The following is a 20,350-nucleotide window of genomic DNA, read 5'->3' as shown; positions in this document are numbered from 1 at the left end:
CGATTCACGACGATTCGCCCTTCGGAGGTAATTACTGTGACGACTATGCGAATCACGCTCTGGAGCATGCGAGCCCTGCTGGCGGTGATTGGACTCTCACTGGCTGTCCCTGCCCAGGCTGGCTGGCAAAGCCCTTTTGAACTGACCTGCTTCCGAAAGAAGCAGCCTCAAACCGTTTACTACGTGGCACCCCCGCCACCTTCACCCTGCTGCAACTCCACGCCAGTGGCTCCTCCACCGGTGGTGGCCAACTATACACCGCCTCCAACCGTGTGTACCCAGTATGTGCCCCGCACCTACTATCAGCAGGTCACCAACTATCAGCCTCAAACGGTTACCGAACCGCGAACCGAGTATCGCACCAGCTACTACTACGAGCCGGTCACCAGCTACCGTTACAGCTATGCTTACGATCCCTGCAACTGTTCCTACCAGACCGTAGCTACACCACAGACTTCCTATCAGTTGAAGGCACAGACCACTCCTGTCACCACCTATGTTCAGAAAACCCAGATGGTGCCTGTGACACAGTACCGTCAGATGACCTACTACGAACCACAGACGACTGTAACCCCTGCTGCTCCCGCACCCGTCGTTGGCCCCTGGACCAGCAATCCTCCCGTGAATGCGACGATTGCTCCTGCACAACCTGCTCCGCAGACCTTCATGCCTCCTCCGGGCGTACAGGAAAACCGGGCACCTGCTGCTGGCGTTCAGGAACAGCGAGCACCCACCACTGGCACCGATAGCCCGCTCTATCGTCAGAATGGCAACCTGCCTGCCAATGGCACCGGCCGCGCTCCTGCTGCAGTCAACTATCCACCGGTAACTCCCCGACCTGATCGTATCACCAGCAACACCTCAACCTGGAAGCCCGTGACAGCCACGCTGGCCAAGCATGCGATTCCTGAATAGTTCCGACGTTTCCATCACCACGTCAACTAGCGCCCTGTCTTGATCGACAGGGCGTTAGCATTTACATTGCCTGTAGTACTTCTCCTCCCCTTACGAAGGGGAGGCTGGGTGGGGTTGAGATTCCGAAGCCTCAACCCCCTCTAGCTCCCCCTTGGTAAGGGGGAGAATTACATCAGCAAAAGCAGGCACCATGAGCGACAAACGGAAAATCCTGATTCAACTCGATGGCGACCAGCAGGCCAGCGTGTTCGACAGAGTGGTGGCCATCGATGCCGGCGTGGATGAACTCTTCAGCTACGGGCAGGTTACCAGGGAACAGGTGCAGAACATGGTGCATGGGTGCATCTTCACCCGTGGTCCGAAAGACCTGGCACGCACTGCCATCTTCATAGGCGGTTCGGATGTCGCCCAGGCGGAGACGCTGCTGGCTGAAGCCAAACAGCATCTGCTGCCTCAGTTTGGCCTGTCGGTTTCGATCATGCTCGATCCCAATGGTTCCAACACCACAGCAGCAGCGGCAGTGCGATCAGCGACGAGGCATCTCGATCTGCCGCAGACCACGGCACTGGTGATGGGTGCAGGGGCTGTCGGCGTGCGTGCAGCGCTATTGTTAGCCCAGGCAGGGGCGGTAGTACAAGTCGCCAACCGCCGATTGTCGAAGGCAGAGGATGCCGTGAAGCATGTTTTGGAGAAAGTACCCAGTGCTGAGGTTTCCGCAGTACCATTGGAAGAAGCGCCGCTGAACGAAGCAGTAAACCGCGCTGCACTGGTGATCGCAGCAGGCCCGGCAGGCAAACAGATTCTCGATGCCCGGCTCTGGCAAGCCTCCTCCACTATCAAGGTGATGATTGACCTGAATGCAGTACCACCTACGGGTATTGAAGGTGTGGAAGTGATGGATGCAGGTGTCTCGCGCAACAAGGTGACCTGCTACGGTGCCCTCGGTGTTGGCGGGCTGAAGATGAAGCTGCACAAAGCCGCCATCGCCCAACTGTTTACTTCGAACAAACTGATTCTCGATACCGAAGCGATCTACGCCCTGTCAGCGAGTCTGTAATTTGTCTCCCCTCTCCCCCGTGGGAAGAGGGGCCGGGGGTGAGGGGCTTCACCTCGTGTTTAACCAGATTAGTTAATCGACATGGTTAAATACTATTGAGAACCCCTCATCACTAACCCTTCTCTCCAAGGTGGAGAAGGGAATCACATCTCCACAAACTGCTTGATCAACGCCAAGCCAGCCTGCTGGCTCTTTTCCGGGTGAAACTGCGTTGCCAGCATTCTGCCACGCTGCACTGCGGCACAAAACGGTTCCGGGTAATCGGCTTCCAGTGCCACCACCGAGGCATCGCCCGGCACACAGTAATATGAATGCACAAAATAAAACCAGGCAGGTTGCTTCAAGTGGATCCAGAACGGGTTCTGGTTGACAGCCCGCACCTGATTCCAGCCCATGTGCGGCACCTTGTACCCTTCACGCTGTGGAAAGCGAACCACTTCACCCGCGAGCACCTTCAAGCCATCATGCAGGCCATTCTCGTGGCTGCGGGTGAACAGCATCTGCATGCCGACACAGATGCCCAGGAACGGCTTATCCTGTTGTAGATGTCGCAATACCGGTTCACGCATGCCCGCTGCGGTGAACTTCTCCATGCAGTCGCTGAAGGCCCCCACGCCAGGCAGCACCAGGCGATCAGCTTCGGCAATCTGCTGCAGATCGCTGGAGAGTGAAGCAGCAACGCCTGCCTTTTCAAAGGCTTTCTGCACACTGCGCAAATTGCCTATGCCGTAATCAAGAATGACCAGTTTCATGGGGGTAGTGTATGAGTTGATCAAACATCGCAACGTCTCCCCAATCTCCCCTTGCGAAAAAATCATCCATTCGCTATGTCGGCGGTCCATGTATGTTTGCCGCGGAGTCTGGATGATGATGAGAACATTGCTTGCCACCTGCATCCTTCTGGGAACTGCTGTCAGCCTGTGGGCACAGGAGGGCTCTTTGACCCCTGTCGAAGTGCGCTCACTCCCATCGCCAATGATCGAAGAGACGTATCTGCCCAGCTACTATTTCAACCTCGATTTTGCGGTGGTGCAGCCTCGGCTGACCAATCCGTCGATGGATGGTGGCCCGGCATTTTCCTCCAATGTCGATTGGACGTTGTCGCCACGGTTTGAATTTGGCACGCTGAACCGGGGTGCCTGGAACCCTTACATTGGATATCGAGGACTGTACAGCGATTCGAATCAGCAGGCGTATGAGCCGTTTACCGATACCCTGTTTTCGTTCTACCGTTCGACCGAATTGCATGCCGTCGATTTCGGTGTACAGTCAGAAGTGTTTCCGCTGCTGTCGGTCATTCGGGCACGATGGGATCTGTCGGCACGTCTGACGGTCTCTGATTTCCAGGACTTCTATGGATTCGATTTTGTTTCATTCGATCCAAGCTACATTGATGTGCGCTGGAGACAGCAGTTCATCGGAGCAGGCCCTCGCGCTGGTTTACGCATGGAGTTGCCCTGGGCTGATACGGGCTTGTCGCTGAGTGGTCTGGTCGATGCAGGTATTCAGTGGGGCAGTTACCGTGCCCGTGCCACCATTGAATCGGTGATTGATGGCGAATTCGACTATGATGAAGCACAGCGATCCGAAGGTGGTATCGTCTGGCATACCGGGGCCCAGCTTGCCTTACGCTACGCTCCGCCTCAGTATTGCGACCGATTGAGTTTCTCCGCAGGCTACCTGTATGAGACCTGGTTCTTCAAGGACCTGGCAGTGATGGAAGGCAGTGGCAGCCAGCAGTTCGATTACCACGGCCCATTCTTCAGGATGGAGTGGAAGTATTAAACGAGAGTAGAGGGGTCAGGGGTGAGCAATATTGTAGTCATCACTCTCCGAGTGATGATGCGGAGACAGGCGTCCGTCTCGATCATCTCTTCGTTTAATGTGCACTCACCATCGCTGTCCTCTCTCGGAGAGAGAGGACTACAATCCAGAGTCATCCTTCTCCCGTTCATCGAGTGCCTGCAGTCTTCTATCAGCATCAAAACGGGGTAGCGGCAGTTGATCTGCCTGCTCCAGGGCTTGTTGTCGATCCAGGTTGGCGAGTGGCATGCACTCAGCACGGAAGATGGGCAGCCCCATCTGGCGGGCGAGGATTTCCCGACGGGTTCTGCCCTCCGGTGCATCATGCCAGGGTGTGTCATATTCCTGAACGTGAAAGTAAAGAGGCAGAATCTGCTTCAGGTAAGTCCAGTAAGCTGGATGATCGGTCTGCAGAATGAAACGGCCATCAGCTTTGAGCACCCGATGCACGTGCAACAGAAACCGCGGCGTGAGCAATCGCTTGTGTGCCTGGGCCAGGTCATATACCGGCTGCGGATGATAGAGATGCAGTTCGGCAACCATCGCATCGCCCAGCAATCGACTCACCACTTCCAGCGCATCAGCTACCGCAAAACGGACGTTATGCAACCCCCGGCGATTAGCCCGGCGAACCGCGTGGCGAATGGACCCATTGAAAATATCAATTCCCAAATAGACGTTCTCGGGGTGAGCCAGCGCTTGCTGTATGACAGAACGCCCGTTGCCACAACACAGATCGACGACCAGCCGGGCATTGTGTCCAAAGACGGCTGCAACCTGAAATTGTCCCAAAGGCAATCGCTTCAGATGAGTATGGGCCTGCTGTTCCGGCGGTACGATCTCCCCGGGCAGTGGCACACCCCAGTCACTCTCCCGCGATATTGATTCCAGGTCTGGCATCGGCGATATCTCGATTTCTCCCATTCTATAGCCATACAGCCGTCAGATTCCGATTGCCTCTGTCATGAGAATTCTCTCCTGTGCCAGATTCTGCTTTCCCTGAGTGGGTGAGGTTGACACCATAGTAACTAAGCCCGGGAGAAGTAAAGCAATGAAACACGGCTGTCTGGCATGGTGTGTGTGGTGTTTGCTGGCTGTGAGCGTGCAGGGTCAAGGCACCAAGGCAGATTACGAGCGAGCGACTTCCCTCAATGAACGCTATCAGGGCGAAGCTCTGAACATCAGACCTCGCATTGTCTGGCAAACCGATGGTCAGCAGTTTGTTTATCGACAACAGTTGCCTGCGGGCAAGCAGAGGTTCTTGCGGGTAGATGTCCGTAATAAAACCCGTGTGGATGCGTTCGATCACGTCCGCCTGGCGGCCGATCTGGCTATCCAGCTCAAGAAACCGGTTGAACCAGATCAATTGCCTTTCAGTGAAGTGGAACTGGGTGAAAACCCTGCCGAGTTTTTTTTCCGCATCGATGGCACACGCTGGAAGTACGATCGCTGGAACAGCACCCTGACACGCACTCCGGGAACTGGCACGCCAGGCCGTGTGCCATTGCAGCGACAACGCGAATTCGTTCAGCGCATCTCGTCGGACAGGCAGTGGCGGCTCTTTGTCAAAGACAACAATGTTTTTCTGACACATCAGCAGTCAGACAAAACAGAACAACTGACGAAAGATGGCACCGCTGCTGAACCCTATGTCGAACGCTTCTATTGGGCGCCTCACAGCCGCAAGGTCATGTTGTTCAGAGTGAAGCCAGCCCAGGAACGCAAAGTGTACCTGATTGAATCATCACCTCGCGATCAGTTGCAACCCAAGTTGCACGAGATGAACTATCTGAAGCCGGGCGATGAACTGGCAAAGACCACATTAGTGCTGGCAGATATTCCCACCAGGCATCTCATCAAGGTGAGTGATAAGCTGTTCACCAATCCTTATGCATTATCACAGTATGCATGGAGCAAGGACAGCGCACGGTTTACCTTCCTCTATAACCAGCGCGGACATCAGGTACTTCGATGGCTTGCGGTCGATGCTGACACCGGTTACGCCCAATGCGTCATTGATGAGCAGAGCAAAACGTTTGTTGACTATGCAGGTAAATTTCTCCTGCACCCCGTGAAGGATAAGCGTGAGGCCATCTGGATGTCCGAACGGGATGGCTGGAACCACCTTTACCTCATCGACACGGAACGGCGGGAAGTAAAGAACCAGATAACTCGAGGCAACTGGGTCGTCCGCCGCGTGGTCAAAGTTGATGATGACAAGCGACAAATCTGGTTTACCTGCAGCGGCGTGTATGCTGAACAGGATCCCTATTACCTGCATCTAGCTAGAGTCAATTACGATGGTAACGATCTGAAAATTCTGACAACCGACGATGGTACACATACCACCGAATTCTCTCCCACAGGAGAGTATTTCGTCGATACCTGGTCGCGAGTTGACAAAGCACCGGCGACCGTCATCCGATCAACGCAAGATGGGAAACTGCTCCTGCCTGTGGAAGAAGGCGACATTACCAGGTTGAAAAGCAAGGGTTGGAGGCCACCAGAGCGATTTGTCGCAAAAGGGCGTGATGGCATCACGAATATTTATGGAGTCATCCATCGGCCCAGTAACTTTTCGCCAACGAAAAAGTATCCAGTCATCGAATACATTTATGCTGGGCCACAGGATTCGTTTGTGCCGAAAGACTTCCGCACCGTTCATCGCGTACAGGCAATGGCTGAACTGGGTTTCATCGTTGTACAGATCGATGGCATGGGCACATCCAATCGTTCCAAGGCTTTTCACGATGTCTGCTGGAAGAACCTCGGCGATGCAGGCTTCCCGGACCGTATGCTCTGGATTAAAGCTGCTGCTGAGAAGTATCCCTACATGGATTTAACCAGGGTTGGGATTTACGGCGGGTCGGCAGGCGGGCAGAATGCCATGCGTGGCCTGCTCATGCATCCCGAATTCTATCATGTTGGCGTGGCAGACTGTGGCTGTCACGACAACCGCATGGATAAAATCTGGTGGAACGAACTCTGGATGAGCTGGCCGATCGGAGCACACTATGCAGAACAGTCGAATGTCACCCAGGCACATCGCCTGCAGGGAAAGTTAATGTTGATCGTGGGTGAAATGGATCGCAATGTTGACCCCGCTTCGACCATGCAGGTGGTCAATGCCTTGATCAAGGCGAACAAGGACTTCGATTTGGTCGTGGTGCCTGGCGGGCCGCACGGCGCTGCGGAATCACCCTACATGTCGCGCCGACGCGCTGACTTTTTCGTCAGGCATCTGCATGGAGTTGAGCCACGGAGCAAATAAACCAGGGAAGGTATTATGCAGAAAATCAATCAGCAACATGGACCATGGTTCATCAAGTCGAGGGCTTGGGTCTACCGCGATCCCTGGGTCAAAGTTCAACGGGATGAAGTGACCCGGCCTGATGGCCAGCCGGGAACGTATGCCGTGGTGCATATCAAGCCAGGTGTTTGTGTACTGGCAATAGATGAGAATAACGATGCCCACCTGACCCGGGAATTTCACTATGCTGTGGGCGAGACAACCCTGGAGTGCGTGAGTGGCGGCAGGGATGATGATGAGCCTGCTTTGCAGGCGGCACAGCGTGAATTGCGGGAAGAGCTTGGGCTGGAAGCCAGCGAATGGATTGATCTGGGTCGCCTTGATCCGTTTACTGCTTCGATACTGTCGCCAACACAGTTGTATCTGGCGCGTCAGTTGAAACAGTTTGATATAGCTCCCGAAGGCACCGAACAAATTGAACACATCGTGCTGCCTTTTGAGGAAGTAGTGGAACAGGTGATGGCGGGGGTAATCACCCATGCTCCGAGCATGGCCCTGATCCTGAAAGTAGCCCGCTGGCTGGGAAAATAATCAAAAAACAGGGAAAATCGTTGACAATAAGAAACGACAATGCCATAATTTGACCGGTCAGTCAAGAAGCTGGGTTGTCATGTCCGAGAAGACTTCATCATCTGAAAACACTCCCGATGTGCGTGAACACATCATCGAAGTTGCTGCTGATCTGTTCCTCAAGCAGGGCTATGGTGCCACCGGCATCGCCCAAATTCTCGAAGCTGCGGATATCCTGCGAGGCAGCTTGTACTATTACTTCCCCACTAAGGAAGATTTGCTGCTGGCAACGCTTGAATGGCGCAAGAAGATGTTCTGGCCTGAAGTGGTGCAGCCCGTCTTTGATCGGCTCGATGATCCCCTCGAACGCATGTTCGGCATCCTTGATGGCTACCGCAATCTGCTTCTGGTCTGTGAATTCCAAATGGGTTGTCCCATTGGCAACCTGGCTCTCGAGCTTTCCAAAAGCCATCCCCGCGTTCGCCAGCTTCTGGCGGAGAATTTCGACAATTGGAAAAATGCAGTCAAAGGTTGCCTGGAAGAAGCCCGCCACAAGTTGCCTGAAGAATCAAAGCCCGGCGACATGGCTCATTTTGTGCTGACCGTGATGGAAGGCGCTGTCATGCTGGCCCGCACTTATCGAACGATCGAATGCTATGACCAGGCAATCGACAGGCTGCGTGACTACTTTGATCGGCTCCAATCGGCAGCTACCGAATGGGGCAGTAAGCCCGCTTCCAAAAAGCACCAGTCCTCACTCAAGAAATAATCCTCTTCCATCTGGAGTTTGTCATGCGTCACTTCGTTCTGAGTCTAACTTGCTCGCTGGTGTTCCTCGCCAGCATCCAAGCAGAAACACCCGTGCCTAAACTCGCACTGAAAGGACTCGATCCCATCGAACTGGCAGCAGGAAAGGAAGTGCAAGGCAAGGAAGGGCTCGAATCAACGCATGGCTTGTTCCGTTATCGCTTTGCCTCGGAAGAAAATAAAGCTGCCTTTGACAAACAGCCAGTGGAACGAGGCATCCAGTTTGGTGGCGCCTGCGGGAAAATGGGGCCATTCACCGGTATGGGCAGCCCTGACCGATTCTATGTCCATGATGGACGCATCTATGTCTTTGCATCGGAGATGTGCCGCAATGCATTCAAGAAAGACCCGGAGCAATACATCGAGAAACCCAATATGGTTCCAACAGGCACACCAGAGCAATTGGAACAGGGGAAAGTTTTAGTGAGCAAAGTGCTCGAAGGATTTGGCGGTGCCAACAAGGTTGATGCAATCCAAGGTTACGAAACCCATTGCAGGCATATCTACAAACAGAATGGCAAAGAGCTTGTCGGGCACTACACCACAGCATGGAGCTTTCCCGATAAGTACCGTTTTGAAGAAAAGTTTACGACAGCCTATGGTCAGGGTTTCAATGGATCGAAAGGCTATCAGTTTGCTGGCAAGGATGCATGGAAGCTGGATGCACCGGTGACAGCAGTGGCCCAGCGACAGGCACTGCGTGAGCCACTGGCCATGCTGCGTAATCGTCAGGCTAAAGGATTTGTTGCCGTAGCTAATGGAGTTACCGAGGTGGATGGCAAGCCTTTGGAAAAGCTTGATGTTGCCTATCAGGGTGCCACCACCACCTGGTTTATTGATCCAGATTCGGGGCGCATCCTGCAGCTATCCTACCTGGCTCGAAAAGGAACCAATGGGATAAACCTGGTCAAATTCGGTGATTTCAAGGATGTGGAAGGCCTGGTAGTACCATTTAAGAGAGCACAATTCTTTAACGGCAAGGAGATTACCAGCCCGGTGGTACACTTGGATAAAGTTGTTTTACAGCCTCTAAGTCAGGCACAATTTGAGTTGCCGAAATAAAGCACAAATGAAGCGGCAAGTGCCTGGCACACAAATTTGCCAGGCTCTTTTATTTTGCTACTTGACCTGATAGGGTTTACCAAGATACCCTAATATATGCTCAGGGAATGAGTTTATTGCAATAACGGATGTTTTTTGATTCTTTCGTGCAGCGAGCAGAAATGATTTATTGCCGCCAGCATCGACGTGCTCTGACGCTGGTTGAACTTCTGGTGATTATTGCCATTATTGGCATTTTGCTGGCGCTCCTGCTGCCTGCCATCATGAAGCTGCGCCTGCTCGCGGATGATCAGGAAGAGAAAAATCAGTTGCGTGTGCTGGGACATGCCTGGCTGGCCTATGCCAAGGCGCATCAGGGCAGGCCAGTGAACCATCGCGGGTCCGATCCCTTTGACCGCTGGATTCACAAGCTCAGCAGTTATGGGGAACTTAATGATGCCCTGATCAGCCCAGCCGATCCATTAAAGGAGGAGCGACGAAAATACCTGTCGGCTAATCCCAACAGGTTCTGTTCCAGTTATGTACTCAATCCCTATTTCAGCACCAGTATCACCGATTCAGTTACCGGCAAGCAGTTGAGCTGTGAACGCCTGAGCGATTGCACCAGCCTGTCACGGGCCTTGGCCATTCTTCCGGTCAGTCCGCATGCGGGTGTGCCTGGCCCCGGCTACATCTTCCCGCAAGGTTGGCTGATTCCAAAGGCTACTGCCTGGCAGCGAACCACCGGCAGGCTCGGCATCCAGCCCGATCGTTTTCCTCTTTATGGGGAGGCCATGCCTGGTCGATCCAACTATTTCTACGCTGATGGTCACGTCGAATCGGTCCCCGCCGACATGATCAAGAACTGGATCGATGCCGGGCATCAGTTCCTGATGCCACAACAATAATACTACCCATCTTCTTCCAGACTGCTGCGGTCGTCAGCCACTTCATTGTTGGCAATATCTTCGTAGATGTCAGCTGGTGTCCGGTCGCTGTAGAGCACCGCCATCATTCCCGGAAAATAGCGATCCATACTGATCAGATTGGATCGCAGCAGGTTGTCAATCATCGGCTTGGTCAGTTCGCCACCCTCGGCATCCACACTGGTTTTGAACCGCACTTCACCATCGTTAAAATCCATCTCGTAGTTGCCAAGCATCAGGCCATAGTTCGCACGGGTGATGAACTCGGCTGCCTCGTGACGTTTGTCTTCCGAAACATGGACAGGCAGAATCGAATAAAAACGCAACCAGTGCTTTTCTTCATCCACAATCGCAAAGCACTGCCAGGAGCCGTTGCGTCCCTTGAAAGAGAGGGTGAGGGCCAGCAGGTCCTGATCTTCTTCTAAAATGGTGTATTTCCAGCCGTCATCTGTCAGGAAATCCACCACCGCATTGAAGATCTGTCCCATGTCAATCATCCCGAAAGGTTAATCTGGAGTATTGTACGCGCTGAGCGAGTCGGAGTGGAAGACGGGCTGAAAAGTGGCTCATTTTCCAGCCTTGACAGCCGAAAACACATTATTCCGGCGAAACACTTGCCGGGCAGGGCTGCGAACCCTAATGTTACAGACCACGCTTTATTTAGAGAATAAGGCGTATTTCTTGCATTGCAGGCGACCCATGCCGAAGATGAAGACTCATAAAGCGAGCAAACGCCGCTTCAAGGTGACTGCTACCGGGAAACTGAAATTCCGCCGGGAAGGCCGTCGTCACCTCAACGCCCACATGTCGGGCAGCCATAAGCAGAAACTGGATAAGGCGGTTACGCTCAATACCACCGAAGCCAAGAAGATCGTCAAGGCGATCACCCAGGGAAATCATTAAGCAATTCGCTGGCAGCAAGAAGCTGATAGCAGGCTATCGATAAAATCAGACGCGGGATATAGCGTCGAGCCGGAGATAATGTCATGCGTGCCCGTAGTGGCAAAACTGTCCTTCGCCGACGTGCCAGGCTCCGCAAGCTGGCCAAAGGGTATTATTTAAGCCGAGGCAATCTGTATCGGCAGATGCGCACCACCGTAACCCGTGCCGGTGCTTTTGCCTACCGTGATCGTCGCCAGCGCAAACGCCTCTTCCGCCAACTCTGGACCATGCGTATCAATGCCGCTGCTCGTATGCGGGGCATGGCCTATAGCCAGTTCATTGCCGGGCTGCAGCGTGCAGGCGTGGAACTCGACCGCAAGATGCTCAGCGAGATCGCCATTCACGATCCTGCCAGCTTTGATCAGTTGGTGACGCTTGCCAAGCAGTTTGCCCCTGCTGCCACCGCGAAAAAAGCGGGCTAGTGAACGTCACGCGAATTTGTGTATCTTAAAGAGTGTCGGCCTTCAGGTCGGCACTCTTTGTGTTTAAGGGTTGAGAACGTGTCTTCCTTAATGACCGAGTACATTTCGATTGATCCCGCCATCTGTGGTGGCAAACCGTGCATTGCAGGCACTCGAATACGGGTGCAGGATATTTTTGTCCTGCATGAGCTTCAGGGGTTGGGAGTTGATGAAATCGTAGAAGGTTATCCTCAGCTTACTCCTGCCAAAGTCTATGCTGCGTTGGCTTTCTACTGGGATCACAAAGAAGAAATCGACCAGCATATGCAATCAACACAGGACTTGGTCGAAAAACTGAAGCTGGCACAAGGCTCTTCAGCTCTACAGAGAAAAATGGCAAATCATCGTGGCTCGAACGGTTAAGTTCTACCTGGATGAAAATGTTCATCGATATCCTGCGGTAGCAGGCCTGAGACGACGTGGTATAGACGTGTATACCGTAATGGATGCCAACCTTTTGTCAGCAACCGATGAAGCACAATTCGCTTATGCACAGGAAACGGGCAGAGTGATCTTTTCACATGATGATGATATTCTGGTACTTGCGTCCCGTGCTGAAAACCATGCAGGCGTTGCATTCTGCGAACTTCAATCCCGTTCAGTGGGCCAGATCATTCATGGTTTAGCTTTGATATGGGAAGTTCTGGATGCTGCCGAAATGCATAACAACATCGAATTCATATAACTCTCGAGCGTACAAAGTAAAATGTCCCCCACCGAACTCCAAAACACCGCTCTCGCTGAACTGGCTGCCTGCTCGGATGAGGCTGCCTTGCGTGCATGGTCGTCCAAGTACCAGGGCAAAACCGGCCTGCTCACCGAAGCGATGAAAAAGCTCGGCGCATTACCCGCTGCAGAGCGTCCGGCTTATGGCCAGGCTATCAATGTGGTCAAACAAGCCTTGGTCGCTGCTGAAGAAATCAAAGCAAAAGAACTCGCTCAAGCTGCACTCGAAAAGAGTCTGGCAACCGACATCGTTGATGTCACCCTGCCCGGCCGGCCTGTTGTGCAAGGCCGCTTGCACCCTGCCACCCAGACCATGCGTCGCATCCTCAGCATCTTCGCTGATATGGGCTTCCAGGTATTCCAGAGCCGCGAAGTGGAAACCGACGAGAACAACTTCGAACTGCTCAACATGCCTGCGGAACACCCAGCCCGCGACATGTGGGACACCTTCTTTACCAAAACGCCCGGCGTCATTCTGCGAACGCACACTTCGCCCGGGCAGATTCATGCCATGAAGAAGTACTGCCCGAACCCCATTCGCGTGGTGCTCCCCGGCATGTGCTATCGCTATGAACAGATCAGCACCCGCAGCGAGATTCAGTTTCAACAGGTCGAAGGGCTTGCCATCGGCACCCACATCACCATGGCTGATCTGAAAGGCACCATTCTCAGCTTCGTCCGTAGACTCTTCGGCCAGGAACGGGAGATACGGTTTCGTTCCAGTTACTTCCCGTTCACCGAGCCGAGCATCGAAGTCGATGTCAGTTGGCCTGTCGTCGATGAAGCCAGCGAACGGCTCACCAAGGGCACCGGCTGGCTCGAAATCATGGGTGCAGGCATGATCCACCCCACTGTGTTGCAGAACGGCGGATACGACCCCGAACGCTTCACCGGCTTCGCCTTCGGCCTGGGGCCACAACGCATTGCCATGCTGCTGCACGGCATCAATGATATCCGCCATTTCTGGAGCAATGATCTGGCGTTTCTGGAGCAGTTTTAAGGTGTAATCACAGGAGAAACAAAACCAAAGGCTTAGAATGAATCAATGTTGTCGAGCCAGATACATATGAAATCGTTAGATGACCAATGGGCGATAAAAACTGGTGAAACTGCTTCAGAATTCCGGACAGCTTTTGCAAAGCAGTAATACGATGAGTAGTTATTTCAAATCAACTCATCCCTATCGGGTGCGATTCAACAGGAAGACCAAATAATCGCTGACGTCGATTCGTTTGTTGCCATTGGAATCGAAGATGCGAACCAGTTCAGAGAAGTAGCCATCACTCATAGCCTGGCGGAATTGGACATAGTCGGTCTGGTTGACGCGATGATCGCCGTTTACATCGCCGAATAAGCGATGGAAACGATATGAGTAGTTGTCGCCACTTATGAAATTACTATTGCCATCCAGCGTGCGTCCATCCAAGCCAGTGATGCGGTTGCTGCGTGCCACGAGTTGATAGTCGCCATCACGCAGAGAGTTGGTGCGGGAACTGTTGCCGGGGAAGCTGAGAGTGACTGTGGTGATTCCACCTTCGGAAGTGGTCACTGCATGCAGAGGCAGCGAAGACTTGCTGCCTTTGCGAAAGAGGCTGAACGCATCAGACAGTATTCGTACTTCCTGATTGAAAGTCAGCGTGATACTCGTCACCATGGATCGCTGGGCATCACCGTTATTCACCGTGACCGTAGCAACCTGGGGTGGAGGTGTAGTCGCACCAAAATTGAGCTGGATAGAAGATTGCCCACTTCGAGGTGTAACGCTTCGAGGAGTGGAACCCAGCCCCTGATACAATTCCATACGAATGGTGCTGGCCTTGTTAGTGGGCAGGCCAGAGAGGCTGTAGAAACCGGTGCCACCACTGTTGGCGAAGGGTTCGTTACTATCGCGAAGGAGATTGTTGTTCAAATCAGCATAGACGACGGAATATGGTAATGCCGACTCATTGGTATCAAGGCTGCCATTTCTGTTGTCGTCCTGGAAAACCTGCCCGGTGACCTGGCCCGTCGAGAAACGAGCGCCCGGCATCAAAAATCCTTGCGGGAAATCGACCATCGCGATTAACCCAGCCAACTCCAGCGTCAGTGAGAAAGCCCAGGAGCGTGGTGCAGGATCATCAGGCCGATTGGTCCAGAAGGAGAGGCCCAGCGATGCGCCATCCGAACGGTATGGATCGTAGCTGGCTATTGATGCGGTGTTCAGAATGTTGGTGCCAAGAACGCCTGCATAGCCACCAGGTACATCAATCACGTGCACAGGCACCTGTGTCCAGGTGATGGTTCCACCGTCGCTGGTGGGTAAAGTCAGTTCATCGAGAATGTACCCTGGCACATCTTCAGTAACGCCGCCCGCGCCTACGATGGTGGTGGTGAAGCCAGGCTGGGACAGATCCAGACCCAGGGACTGAGCCAGTGCCGTGGAAATGGTACTGACTTGCGAACCGGTATCGACCAGGAATCGCTGCTGAGCCACAGTCGTGCTGCCAAACGAGAGTACGACGGCGTTTTGGGTGGGAACGGGTGCAACAGAGGCGACTTCACCAATGGTGCCGACATTGGTTGGCCCATTAAGGGTCAAAGGAATGTAGACGACCGGACTGCTGCCATCAGGTGCAGTCGGTGTTGTGTTGGAATCGACGTATTCAAGGTCAGGCAGTGTGATGATCCAGGCGGGGTCATCCCCATGGTCAGGAACGCCATCGCCATCCACATCCCTGTTTTGAATCTGAGTAAAATCGAGTTGAGCGCCATCGAAGGTGATGAGGGCAGCACGTCCGCCCGGGGCAGCTGCGGATGGGGCAAGCAGTGGCGTACCAGCCAGGGTGGGCAAGTGAAAGTTGGGGTTATCGAGTTCGCCATTGGCCAGCGGAGTGGAGATCGGATGTACATTTGCCTGATGCTGGGCGGTGGGCAATGTAAAATCAGCACCAAAGGTGGGACGCAGATCAAAGTCGAAGTCCCAGGTAAGCTGCAGGGCGTGCAGGCCATCATTACTGATGGTGCCCCCAAAGCCGATATCGGAAAACAGCCGACCACCTATGGCATCCGCTACGGAACCCAGTGGCACCTTGATCGGGATAATATCGCCATCCTGGTTCAGAAGCTGTTCATTGGAATAATAACCAAACGACACCGTGGGTGAGCCGGTGTCGAACACTGCGAAAGCGTTGACAGGCCCCCAGAAAGTGCTTTCCAGCTCCGTCCCCGTATACCGCTGAACAGTGAGGATTTGCTTGCCCGAAATGTCACGCAAGGGATCGAGAGGCACGAGCAGATTGGTGGCTGGCAGTTCCCGATGTTCCAGGGCTTCCACGTGCAATCGAAGGCGTGATCGTGATTTCATGGTTGCTTTCGGAATCTCGACGAAAGAGGGTGCTCAGGAAGAGTAGTCGGATTAAGGGAGACTATCCGCCATTATATTAGAATAAAAGATATTATTATCTTATTATGGTTCACTCGCATTCTATGACAGATTGGGTACCACTGATTCGACATCAATTGATGGAAATCATGAGAACGCTAGAGTTTCTCACTAAGCTTTGGCTTAAAGCTTCACAAGGTTCGTGTTTGCTTCACAAACGAAATTGGAAAAGTAGTAGATTACATTTTTCTAATTCCAGTACTACCAGAACACGCTTGCCGAAAGAATTGTCGCCAACCTTGAACGACATCCGCCATTTCTGGAGCAGTTCTTGTTACTACTTCGCCAGGTAAAACAGCACAATCATCCCAATGCAGAATGCCAGGATGCTGACCATGATCATCGTCATGAGCGACATGAAGTTGGACTTGACCACGGGGGCATCTTCCCCCAGCGATGCCTGAGTTACCTGCACGGGTTGAGCTGGTGTCGGCGGTGCAGAATGCCTTCGTGGCAACGGAACAGGTGAAGACTGCCGGGAAGGCGTGGCAGCCTGCGTTGGCTGTGGCATGCGGGGTGGCAGCGGGATGCCCATGTTCTGCGTGGAACCCCGGCGGGTGGCCTGCCCTGCATCACTCTCATTGAATGCTGGGGCATTGGTATCCCGTGACACGCCACCAAACATCTTTCCGCCCTGAGCAGGCGCTTTGCTTCGCGGTTCTTCCGGTTCCGCTGCACCAGTCTGTCGGCGTTTGATCAATTCGAGTGTTTCTTTCGCTTTATGGCTGATCGATTCCTTACGCACCACCGCGGGAGGAGGCGTGATCTTGATATCCTGCTGTGAACTCGGCTTCGGTTGCTTCTCTTCCTTGACAGGTGGCTTGGTGGGCCCCACGGAAACTGAACCGGGTTTCCACTGGTTAATCTCATCGTAATTGTCGTCAGCAACAACAGGTTTTTTCTCCGGCTTTTTCTCGGCGACAGCGTCCATTTTCATTTCAAACGCTGGTGCCGTTTCCCGCTTGGGCCGTGCCGTGGGTAGTGGTGGCGGCAGCACCGGAGCTGGCGCAGCAGGTGCTACTTTAGGCGGTGGGGGAACTACCGGCGCCGCGGCTGGCTTGGAGATGGATGGTACGGGTGGCAAAGGTTCCTGCTTCGCGGGAGCTTTCGGTTCCTTGCTCGTGGAGATATTGAACAAGGCTCCGCCACTGCGCCCTACCGGTTTGCTCGAGAGCGCCCAGCCTGATTGAGTGTTGTTGGTAAAGAACGCACCGGTTGCAGTGGTTTCGCCAGCAGCGCCCTTGGCCGGGCTGGGAGCAAGCATCGGTACCGAGACCACGCCACCCAGCGCCTGCTGCAGTTGCCTGACAAATTCCCGGCAAGTCGGGAAACGGGCAGTTGGTTCACGACTGAGCGCCCGCGAAACAATGGGCCGTTCGGCTGGTTCCAGAAGGCTCAGATCGGGGTTGCCTGACAATTGCGCCTGCAGTTTCTGGAGTAGCGTGCCGGAGAAAGGCAGTTTGCCTGTGCGCAGTTCACAGTAGGTGGTTGCCAGCGAATACTGATCACTGGTGCTGGTCGTCAGCCCTTCATCAAACTCAGGCGGCGAGTAATCATAGTTGGTCAGGCCGAGTGAATGCCGGGCAGCATCGGGAGAATCGATGATCGGCTTGGCTAATCCGAAGTCGCCCAGTTTGCAGATGATCTTCCCTTTCTCTTCGAAAAGATGCAGGGAATCGGGCGACAGCGCCCGGTGGTAAATCGCAATCTTCTTGCCCTGATAGGGATGATGTGGCGTGTTGAGATAATCGATCGCTTCTGCAACTTGAACAATGTAGCTGAACAACTCGTTGACCGGGATGCCACCTGCCGCGGTGCCTACCGTTTTGGTATTCCGTATTTCTTCCAGTCGATGTCTGAGTGTTTTGACAGGAAATTCGCTTTCGACAAACAGCAATCCCTTATCGGGAAAATGAAAGCTGTTGCTGACCGCATTGAGATTGGGATGCGTGACTCGTTCGATGACAGGCAGCAATCGCGTTTCGATGCTGTTGGCGCTGAATTGCAGATCGACTTTCTTCCAGAGCTTGATGGTGCCATTAGGGGCCTTCACCCGGAACAAGCTGTAATTGGGAAAGTCTCCCAGATCTTCCAGGATCTGATATTGGGCAAAAAGATCGTTCTTATCCGAAGTTGCAGGTGGAGGCATTTGGGCGTTTGCCTGGAGTGATGCTGACAATCGAACTTCCGGCGAACCGGAAGCTACTACCTAACAGTAGCTGATGACTTCCCCATGTGCAACGCACAATGCAAAAACGCTGAGTGACTTATGAAAGCGAAGTACTCTCTGAAGATCATCTTATCTCATTACCTCGCCCTGTTTCTGTCCCTTGCTAAACCGTTACAACATTACAGAAAACGCCGGGAAAGCACGAAATTCAGGCGAGTTCCATTGACTTTCATTGCGCGGAACAGTTATAAAAGTAGTGTCAAGCAAGAAAATGGATTTATTCCATTCAGGTGCTTGACAAGCGATAATTTATCGTAACTCAAGACTCGTTCACCAGTTACGTCTCGAACCCACCCCCAGTTACTGCGGTATGCTCTATGACCAGCAAGCGTGTTTCCAAACGAGCCAAGGCAACATTGGCAAAATCGTCCAGATCGCGCGATGCTGCCCGCTCTGCTTCCCCTAAGAAGCCCAGCCGCAGCAAAGTCGTGGCCAAAACTGCAACTAAACCAGTATCCAAGGTCTCAGCTAAGCCTGGTAAATCTGTTTTGAAGCCTGCTGTAAAACCCGCAGTCAGACAGAAAGCCGCCCGGCGTGATACCACGCTCGAAGATATTGCAGTAGGTAATGTGGGTTCCAGCAAGTTCCTCGTCGATGGGCCCAAGCAGGTTCCCGACAAGCTGCCTGATCTGCCCCGCACCTATGGTCGCGACCGGATCGTCGTCATGGTGCGTGATCCTTTCTGGCTGCATGTCTACTGGGAAATCACCGAGCATTCCATCCGACGTGCCGAAGCGGCTCTCGAACAGGAATGGCATGGCGCCAAGCCCATTCTGCGCGTGCTTGATATCACCAGTGAAGAATCGAGCAGCGTCACTGAAACGATTGTGCGCGACATCGACATCTATGAAGGATGCAACAACTGGTACATCGATGTCAACAAGCCCAACCGCACCTACCGCGTTGACATCGGCTATTACACCCGCTCAGGCCGTTTCTACATGATGTGTCGTTCCAATGTGATCAATACCCCCCGGCCCAATGTGAGCGATCAACTCGATGAAAACTGGGCCGATGTCCAGCAGAAGCTCGATAAGATTTACGCTCTTTCCGGCGGCTACGACAAAAACACCAGCAGTTTCGAGCTTCGCAAACTGTTTGAAGAACGGCTGCGTCGGCCGATGAGTTCCCAGGTGGTTACCAGTCTCGGCTCTGGTGCTTTCGGAAGCAAGGCACGCAAATTCTTCTTCCGTCTCGATGCGGAGCTGATTGTCTATGGAGCCACCGAACCCACCGCCAAAGTGATGATTCAGGGCGAGCCGGTTCAACTTCGTCCCGATGGTACCTTTACCATGCGGTTCAGTTTGCCCGATGGTCGACAGATCCTCCCAGCAGTTGCCTACTCTGCTGATGGTGTGGAAGAGCGCACCATCGTTCTTGCCGTGGAACGCAACACGAAATCTCTCGAACCACTCATTCACGAAACCAGTGAGTAGATTGTCCAGAGCCGCGCAGGAAGTAAGCGGCAGACATGCAATGTCCTTGCGCCATTCCCCGAATAACCTGCCCGCGACAACGCTTTATAGCGCCCAATCCCTGCAACACATTGCGAAGGCTGCGCCGTGGTGGAATGGCAAATTAATGTAGAGTATGGTAAAATCAAATCATGACGCCGATCATACTTGACGTCGACCCAGGTGAGTTAAGGTTACCGACAACCCGATTCCAAGGTGCTGATCCGTGGAAACTGCACAGGCAGATTCTCCAGTATGGGACGTCTCGCGATGGAATGCCTCCAATTCTGGTTTACGAGGATCCTGATGGTGTTATGGAAATCATCGACGGAGTTACGCGGGCAACGCGAGTTGCCAGGCTCGCTCCAGGACAAACAGTTCCAGTGGTTGTGATTGGTCGGTATCGTCGAAGTCGCGCAAAATCACCTCGAGTGAGGGACTTTACATGAGTGATAACGAATCGAAAACGGCGTTATTTGAAGCCTTGCGGGAATTGGCTGAATCCATCCCGGAAATGCGCGGTGGTCAGATTGTCGCAGCCGTGGGCGAGTTGTGCCTGGATTTACATGGACGGGATTTGTGGAATGCCAGCGATGATGAACTGTTGGAGGCAGTCTGGCAATTTCGTCGCAATCACGAGGCTGCGATGGCACTTGTCGGGAGTGTGTAACACCGAATAGGGAAATCTCTCGTTGAATCAACGATTTACCAGACACCGTCGGCTGCTGAACTTGATCGTCAGTCCGC

Annotated in this window: 20 protein-coding genes; 15 read left to right on the top strand and 5 right to left on the bottom strand. The window is 53.4% G+C overall.

Going from position 1 to position 20,350, the window contains the following annotated elements:
* Nucleotides 1-36 precede the first annotated feature (36 nt).
* Nucleotides 37-915: a hypothetical protein gene (locus JNJ77_06220; GenBank protein MBL8822166.1), complete on the top strand. Its 879-nt coding sequence runs from the start codon at nt 37-39 to the stop codon at nt 913-915.
* Nucleotides 916-1,105: 190 nt separating this feature from the next.
* Nucleotides 1,106-1,972, top strand: a complete 867-nt coding sequence (locus JNJ77_06215) for a bifunctional NADP-dependent methylenetetrahydromethanopterin dehydrogenase/methylenetetrahydrofolate dehydrogenase (protein ID MBL8822165.1) — start codon at nt 1,106-1,108, stop codon at nt 1,970-1,972.
* 143 nt (nt 1,973-2,115) lie between these two features.
* On the opposite strand, the gene hisH is transcribed toward JNJ77_06215, so the two are convergent.
* The gene (hisH, locus tag JNJ77_06210; protein ID MBL8822164.1) at nt 2,116-2,724 is read right to left on the bottom strand and encodes an imidazole glycerol phosphate synthase subunit HisH; all 609 of its coding nucleotides are present in this window, start codon (nt 2,722-2,724) and stop codon (nt 2,116-2,118) included.
* A gap of 112 nt (nt 2,725-2,836) precedes the next feature.
* Between hisH and JNJ77_06205 the strand changes: the two genes are divergently transcribed.
* Nucleotides 2,837-3,757, top strand: a complete 921-nt coding sequence (locus JNJ77_06205) for a hypothetical protein (GenBank protein MBL8822163.1) — start codon at nt 2,837-2,839, stop codon at nt 3,755-3,757.
* Nucleotides 3,758-3,895: 138 nt separating this feature from the next.
* Here the strand turns inward: JNJ77_06205 and JNJ77_06200 are convergent, their stop codons facing one another.
* Entirely contained in the window at nt 3,896-4,675 is a 780-nt protein-coding gene (locus JNJ77_06200) for a methyltransferase domain-containing protein (protein ID MBL8822162.1), read from the bottom strand.
* Nucleotides 4,676-4,826: 151 nt separating this feature from the next.
* Here JNJ77_06200 and JNJ77_06195 point away from each other — a divergent pair, with 151 nt between their 5' ends.
* The 5 genes from JNJ77_06195 (at nt 4,827) to JNJ77_06175 (ending at nt 10,351) form a co-directional block, all read left to right on the top strand.
* Nucleotides 4,827-7,046: a DPP IV N-terminal domain-containing protein gene (locus JNJ77_06195; protein ID MBL8822161.1), complete on the top strand. Its 2,220-nt coding sequence runs from the start codon at nt 4,827-4,829 to the stop codon at nt 7,044-7,046.
* A gap of 15 nt (nt 7,047-7,061) precedes the next feature.
* Nucleotides 7,062-7,616, top strand: a complete 555-nt coding sequence (locus JNJ77_06190; protein ID MBL8822160.1) for an NUDIX hydrolase — start codon at nt 7,062-7,064, stop codon at nt 7,614-7,616.
* A gap of 79 nt (nt 7,617-7,695) precedes the next feature.
* Complete coding sequence (locus tag JNJ77_06185) at nt 7,696-8,364, top strand: TetR/AcrR family transcriptional regulator (GenBank protein MBL8822159.1); 669 nt, start codon at nt 7,696-7,698, stop codon at nt 8,362-8,364.
* Between the two features lie 23 nt (nt 8,365-8,387).
* Nucleotides 8,388-9,464, top strand: coding sequence for a YHS domain-containing protein (locus JNJ77_06180; GenBank protein MBL8822158.1), 1,077 nt, complete (start codon nt 8,388-8,390; stop codon nt 9,462-9,464).
* 128 nt (nt 9,465-9,592) lie between these two features.
* Nucleotides 9,593-10,351 (top strand): prepilin-type N-terminal cleavage/methylation domain-containing protein, encoded by a 759-nt coding sequence (locus tag JNJ77_06175; protein MBL8822157.1) that lies wholly within the window; start codon nt 9,593-9,595, stop codon nt 10,349-10,351.
* A gap of 2 nt (nt 10,352-10,353) precedes the next feature.
* On the opposite strand, the gene JNJ77_06170 is transcribed toward JNJ77_06175, so the two are convergent.
* Nucleotides 10,354-10,857, bottom strand: a complete 504-nt coding sequence (locus JNJ77_06170; protein ID MBL8822156.1) for a YbjN domain-containing protein — start codon at nt 10,855-10,857, stop codon at nt 10,354-10,356.
* Nucleotides 10,858-11,068: 211 nt separating this feature from the next.
* Here JNJ77_06170 and rpmI point away from each other — a divergent pair, with 211 nt between their 5' ends.
* The 5 genes from rpmI to pheS all read left to right on the top strand — a co-directional run bounded on the left by rpmI (nt 11,069) and on the right by pheS (nt 13,498).
* On the top strand, nt 11,069-11,272 hold the full coding sequence (gene rpmI / locus JNJ77_06165) for a 50S ribosomal protein L35 (GenBank protein ID MBL8822155.1): 204 nt from the start codon (nt 11,069-11,071) through the stop codon (nt 11,270-11,272).
* Nucleotides 11,273-11,355: 83 nt separating this feature from the next.
* Nucleotides 11,356-11,733, top strand: a complete 378-nt coding sequence (gene rplT / locus JNJ77_06160) for a 50S ribosomal protein L20 (GenBank protein ID MBL8822154.1) — start codon at nt 11,356-11,358, stop codon at nt 11,731-11,733.
* A gap of 78 nt (nt 11,734-11,811) precedes the next feature.
* Nucleotides 11,812-12,135, top strand: a complete 324-nt coding sequence (locus JNJ77_06155; GenBank protein MBL8822153.1) for a DUF433 domain-containing protein — start codon at nt 11,812-11,814, stop codon at nt 12,133-12,135.
* A complete protein-coding gene (locus JNJ77_06150; protein MBL8822152.1) occupies nt 12,119-12,457 on the top strand; it encodes a DUF5615 family PIN-like protein in 339 nt (112 codons plus the stop codon). Before JNJ77_06155 ends, JNJ77_06150 begins: the two co-directional genes overlap by 17 nt.
* A 21-nt stretch (nt 12,458-12,478) precedes the next feature.
* Nucleotides 12,479-13,498: a phenylalanine--tRNA ligase subunit alpha gene (gene pheS / locus JNJ77_06145; protein ID MBL8822151.1), complete on the top strand. Its 1,020-nt coding sequence runs from the start codon at nt 12,479-12,481 to the stop codon at nt 13,496-13,498.
* Between the two features lie 180 nt (nt 13,499-13,678).
* Here the strand turns inward: pheS and JNJ77_06140 are convergent, their stop codons facing one another.
* Nucleotides 13,679-15,841 carry an aspartyl protease family protein gene (locus JNJ77_06140; protein MBL8822150.1) on the bottom strand — a complete coding sequence of 721 codons (2,163 nt, stop codon included), beginning with the start codon at nt 15,839-15,841 and terminating at the stop codon, nt 13,679-13,681.
* A gap of 355 nt (nt 15,842-16,196) precedes the next feature.
* Nucleotides 16,197-18,098, bottom strand: coding sequence for a protein kinase (locus JNJ77_06135; GenBank protein ID MBL8822149.1), 1,902 nt, complete (start codon nt 18,096-18,098; stop codon nt 16,197-16,199).
* 368 nt (nt 18,099-18,466) lie between these two features.
* Between JNJ77_06135 and JNJ77_06130 the strand changes: the two genes are divergently transcribed.
* Complete coding sequence (locus JNJ77_06130; GenBank protein MBL8822148.1) at nt 18,467-19,585, top strand: DUF4912 domain-containing protein; 1,119 nt, start codon at nt 18,467-18,469, stop codon at nt 19,583-19,585.
* Between the two features lie 463 nt (nt 19,586-20,048).
* Complete coding sequence (locus JNJ77_06125) at nt 20,049-20,273, top strand: hypothetical protein (protein ID MBL8822147.1); 225 nt, start codon at nt 20,049-20,051, stop codon at nt 20,271-20,273.
* The last annotated feature ends 77 nt before the right edge of the window (nt 20,274-20,350 follow it).

It is taken from the genome of Planctomycetia bacterium (assembly GCA_016795155.1).
Lineage (GTDB): Bacteria > Planctomycetota > Planctomycetia > Gemmatales > HRBIN36 > JAEUIE01.
Note: the sequence above shows the minus strand (reverse complement) of the source record. Positions and strands in the feature narration are given on the sequence as shown.

What these genes read in the sequence shown, in the direction of transcription:
- JNJ77_06215 (MBL8822165.1), top strand. Translation starts at nt 1,106, where the DNA reads ATGAGCGACAAACGGAAAATCCTGATTCAACTCGATGGCGACCAGCAG.
- hisH (MBL8822164.1), bottom strand. Translation starts at nt 2,724, where the DNA reads ATGAAACTGGTCATTCTTGATTACGGCATAGGCAATTTGCGCAGTGTG.
- JNJ77_06205 (MBL8822163.1), top strand. Translation starts at nt 2,837, where the DNA reads ATGATGATGAGAACATTGCTTGCCACCTGCATCCTTCTGGGAACTGCT.
- JNJ77_06200 (MBL8822162.1), bottom strand. Translation starts at nt 4,675, where the DNA reads ATGCCAGACCTGGAATCAATATCGCGGGAGAGTGACTGGGGTGTGCCA.
- JNJ77_06195 (MBL8822161.1), top strand. Translation starts at nt 4,827, where the DNA reads ATGAAACACGGCTGTCTGGCATGGTGTGTGTGGTGTTTGCTGGCTGTG.
- JNJ77_06190 (MBL8822160.1), top strand. Translation starts at nt 7,062, where the DNA reads ATGCAGAAAATCAATCAGCAACATGGACCATGGTTCATCAAGTCGAGG.
- JNJ77_06185 (MBL8822159.1), top strand. Translation starts at nt 7,696, where the DNA reads ATGTCCGAGAAGACTTCATCATCTGAAAACACTCCCGATGTGCGTGAA.
- JNJ77_06180 (MBL8822158.1), top strand. Translation starts at nt 8,388, where the DNA reads ATGCGTCACTTCGTTCTGAGTCTAACTTGCTCGCTGGTGTTCCTCGCC.
- JNJ77_06175 (MBL8822157.1), top strand. Translation starts at nt 9,593, where the DNA reads ATGTTTTTTGATTCTTTCGTGCAGCGAGCAGAAATGATTTATTGCCGC.
- JNJ77_06170 (MBL8822156.1), bottom strand. Translation starts at nt 10,857, where the DNA reads ATGGGACAGATCTTCAATGCGGTGGTGGATTTCCTGACAGATGACGGC.
- rpmI (MBL8822155.1), top strand. Translation starts at nt 11,069, where the DNA reads ATGCCGAAGATGAAGACTCATAAAGCGAGCAAACGCCGCTTCAAGGTG.
- rplT (MBL8822154.1), top strand. Translation starts at nt 11,356, where the DNA reads ATGCGTGCCCGTAGTGGCAAAACTGTCCTTCGCCGACGTGCCAGGCTC.
- pheS (MBL8822151.1), top strand. Translation starts at nt 12,479, where the DNA reads ATGTCCCCCACCGAACTCCAAAACACCGCTCTCGCTGAACTGGCTGCC.
- JNJ77_06140 (MBL8822150.1), bottom strand. Translation starts at nt 15,841, where the DNA reads ATGAAATCACGATCACGCCTTCGATTGCACGTGGAAGCCCTGGAACAT.
- JNJ77_06130 (MBL8822148.1), top strand. Translation starts at nt 18,467, where the DNA reads ATGACCAGCAAGCGTGTTTCCAAACGAGCCAAGGCAACATTGGCAAAA.
- JNJ77_06125 (MBL8822147.1), top strand. Translation starts at nt 20,049, where the DNA reads ATGAGTGATAACGAATCGAAAACGGCGTTATTTGAAGCCTTGCGGGAA.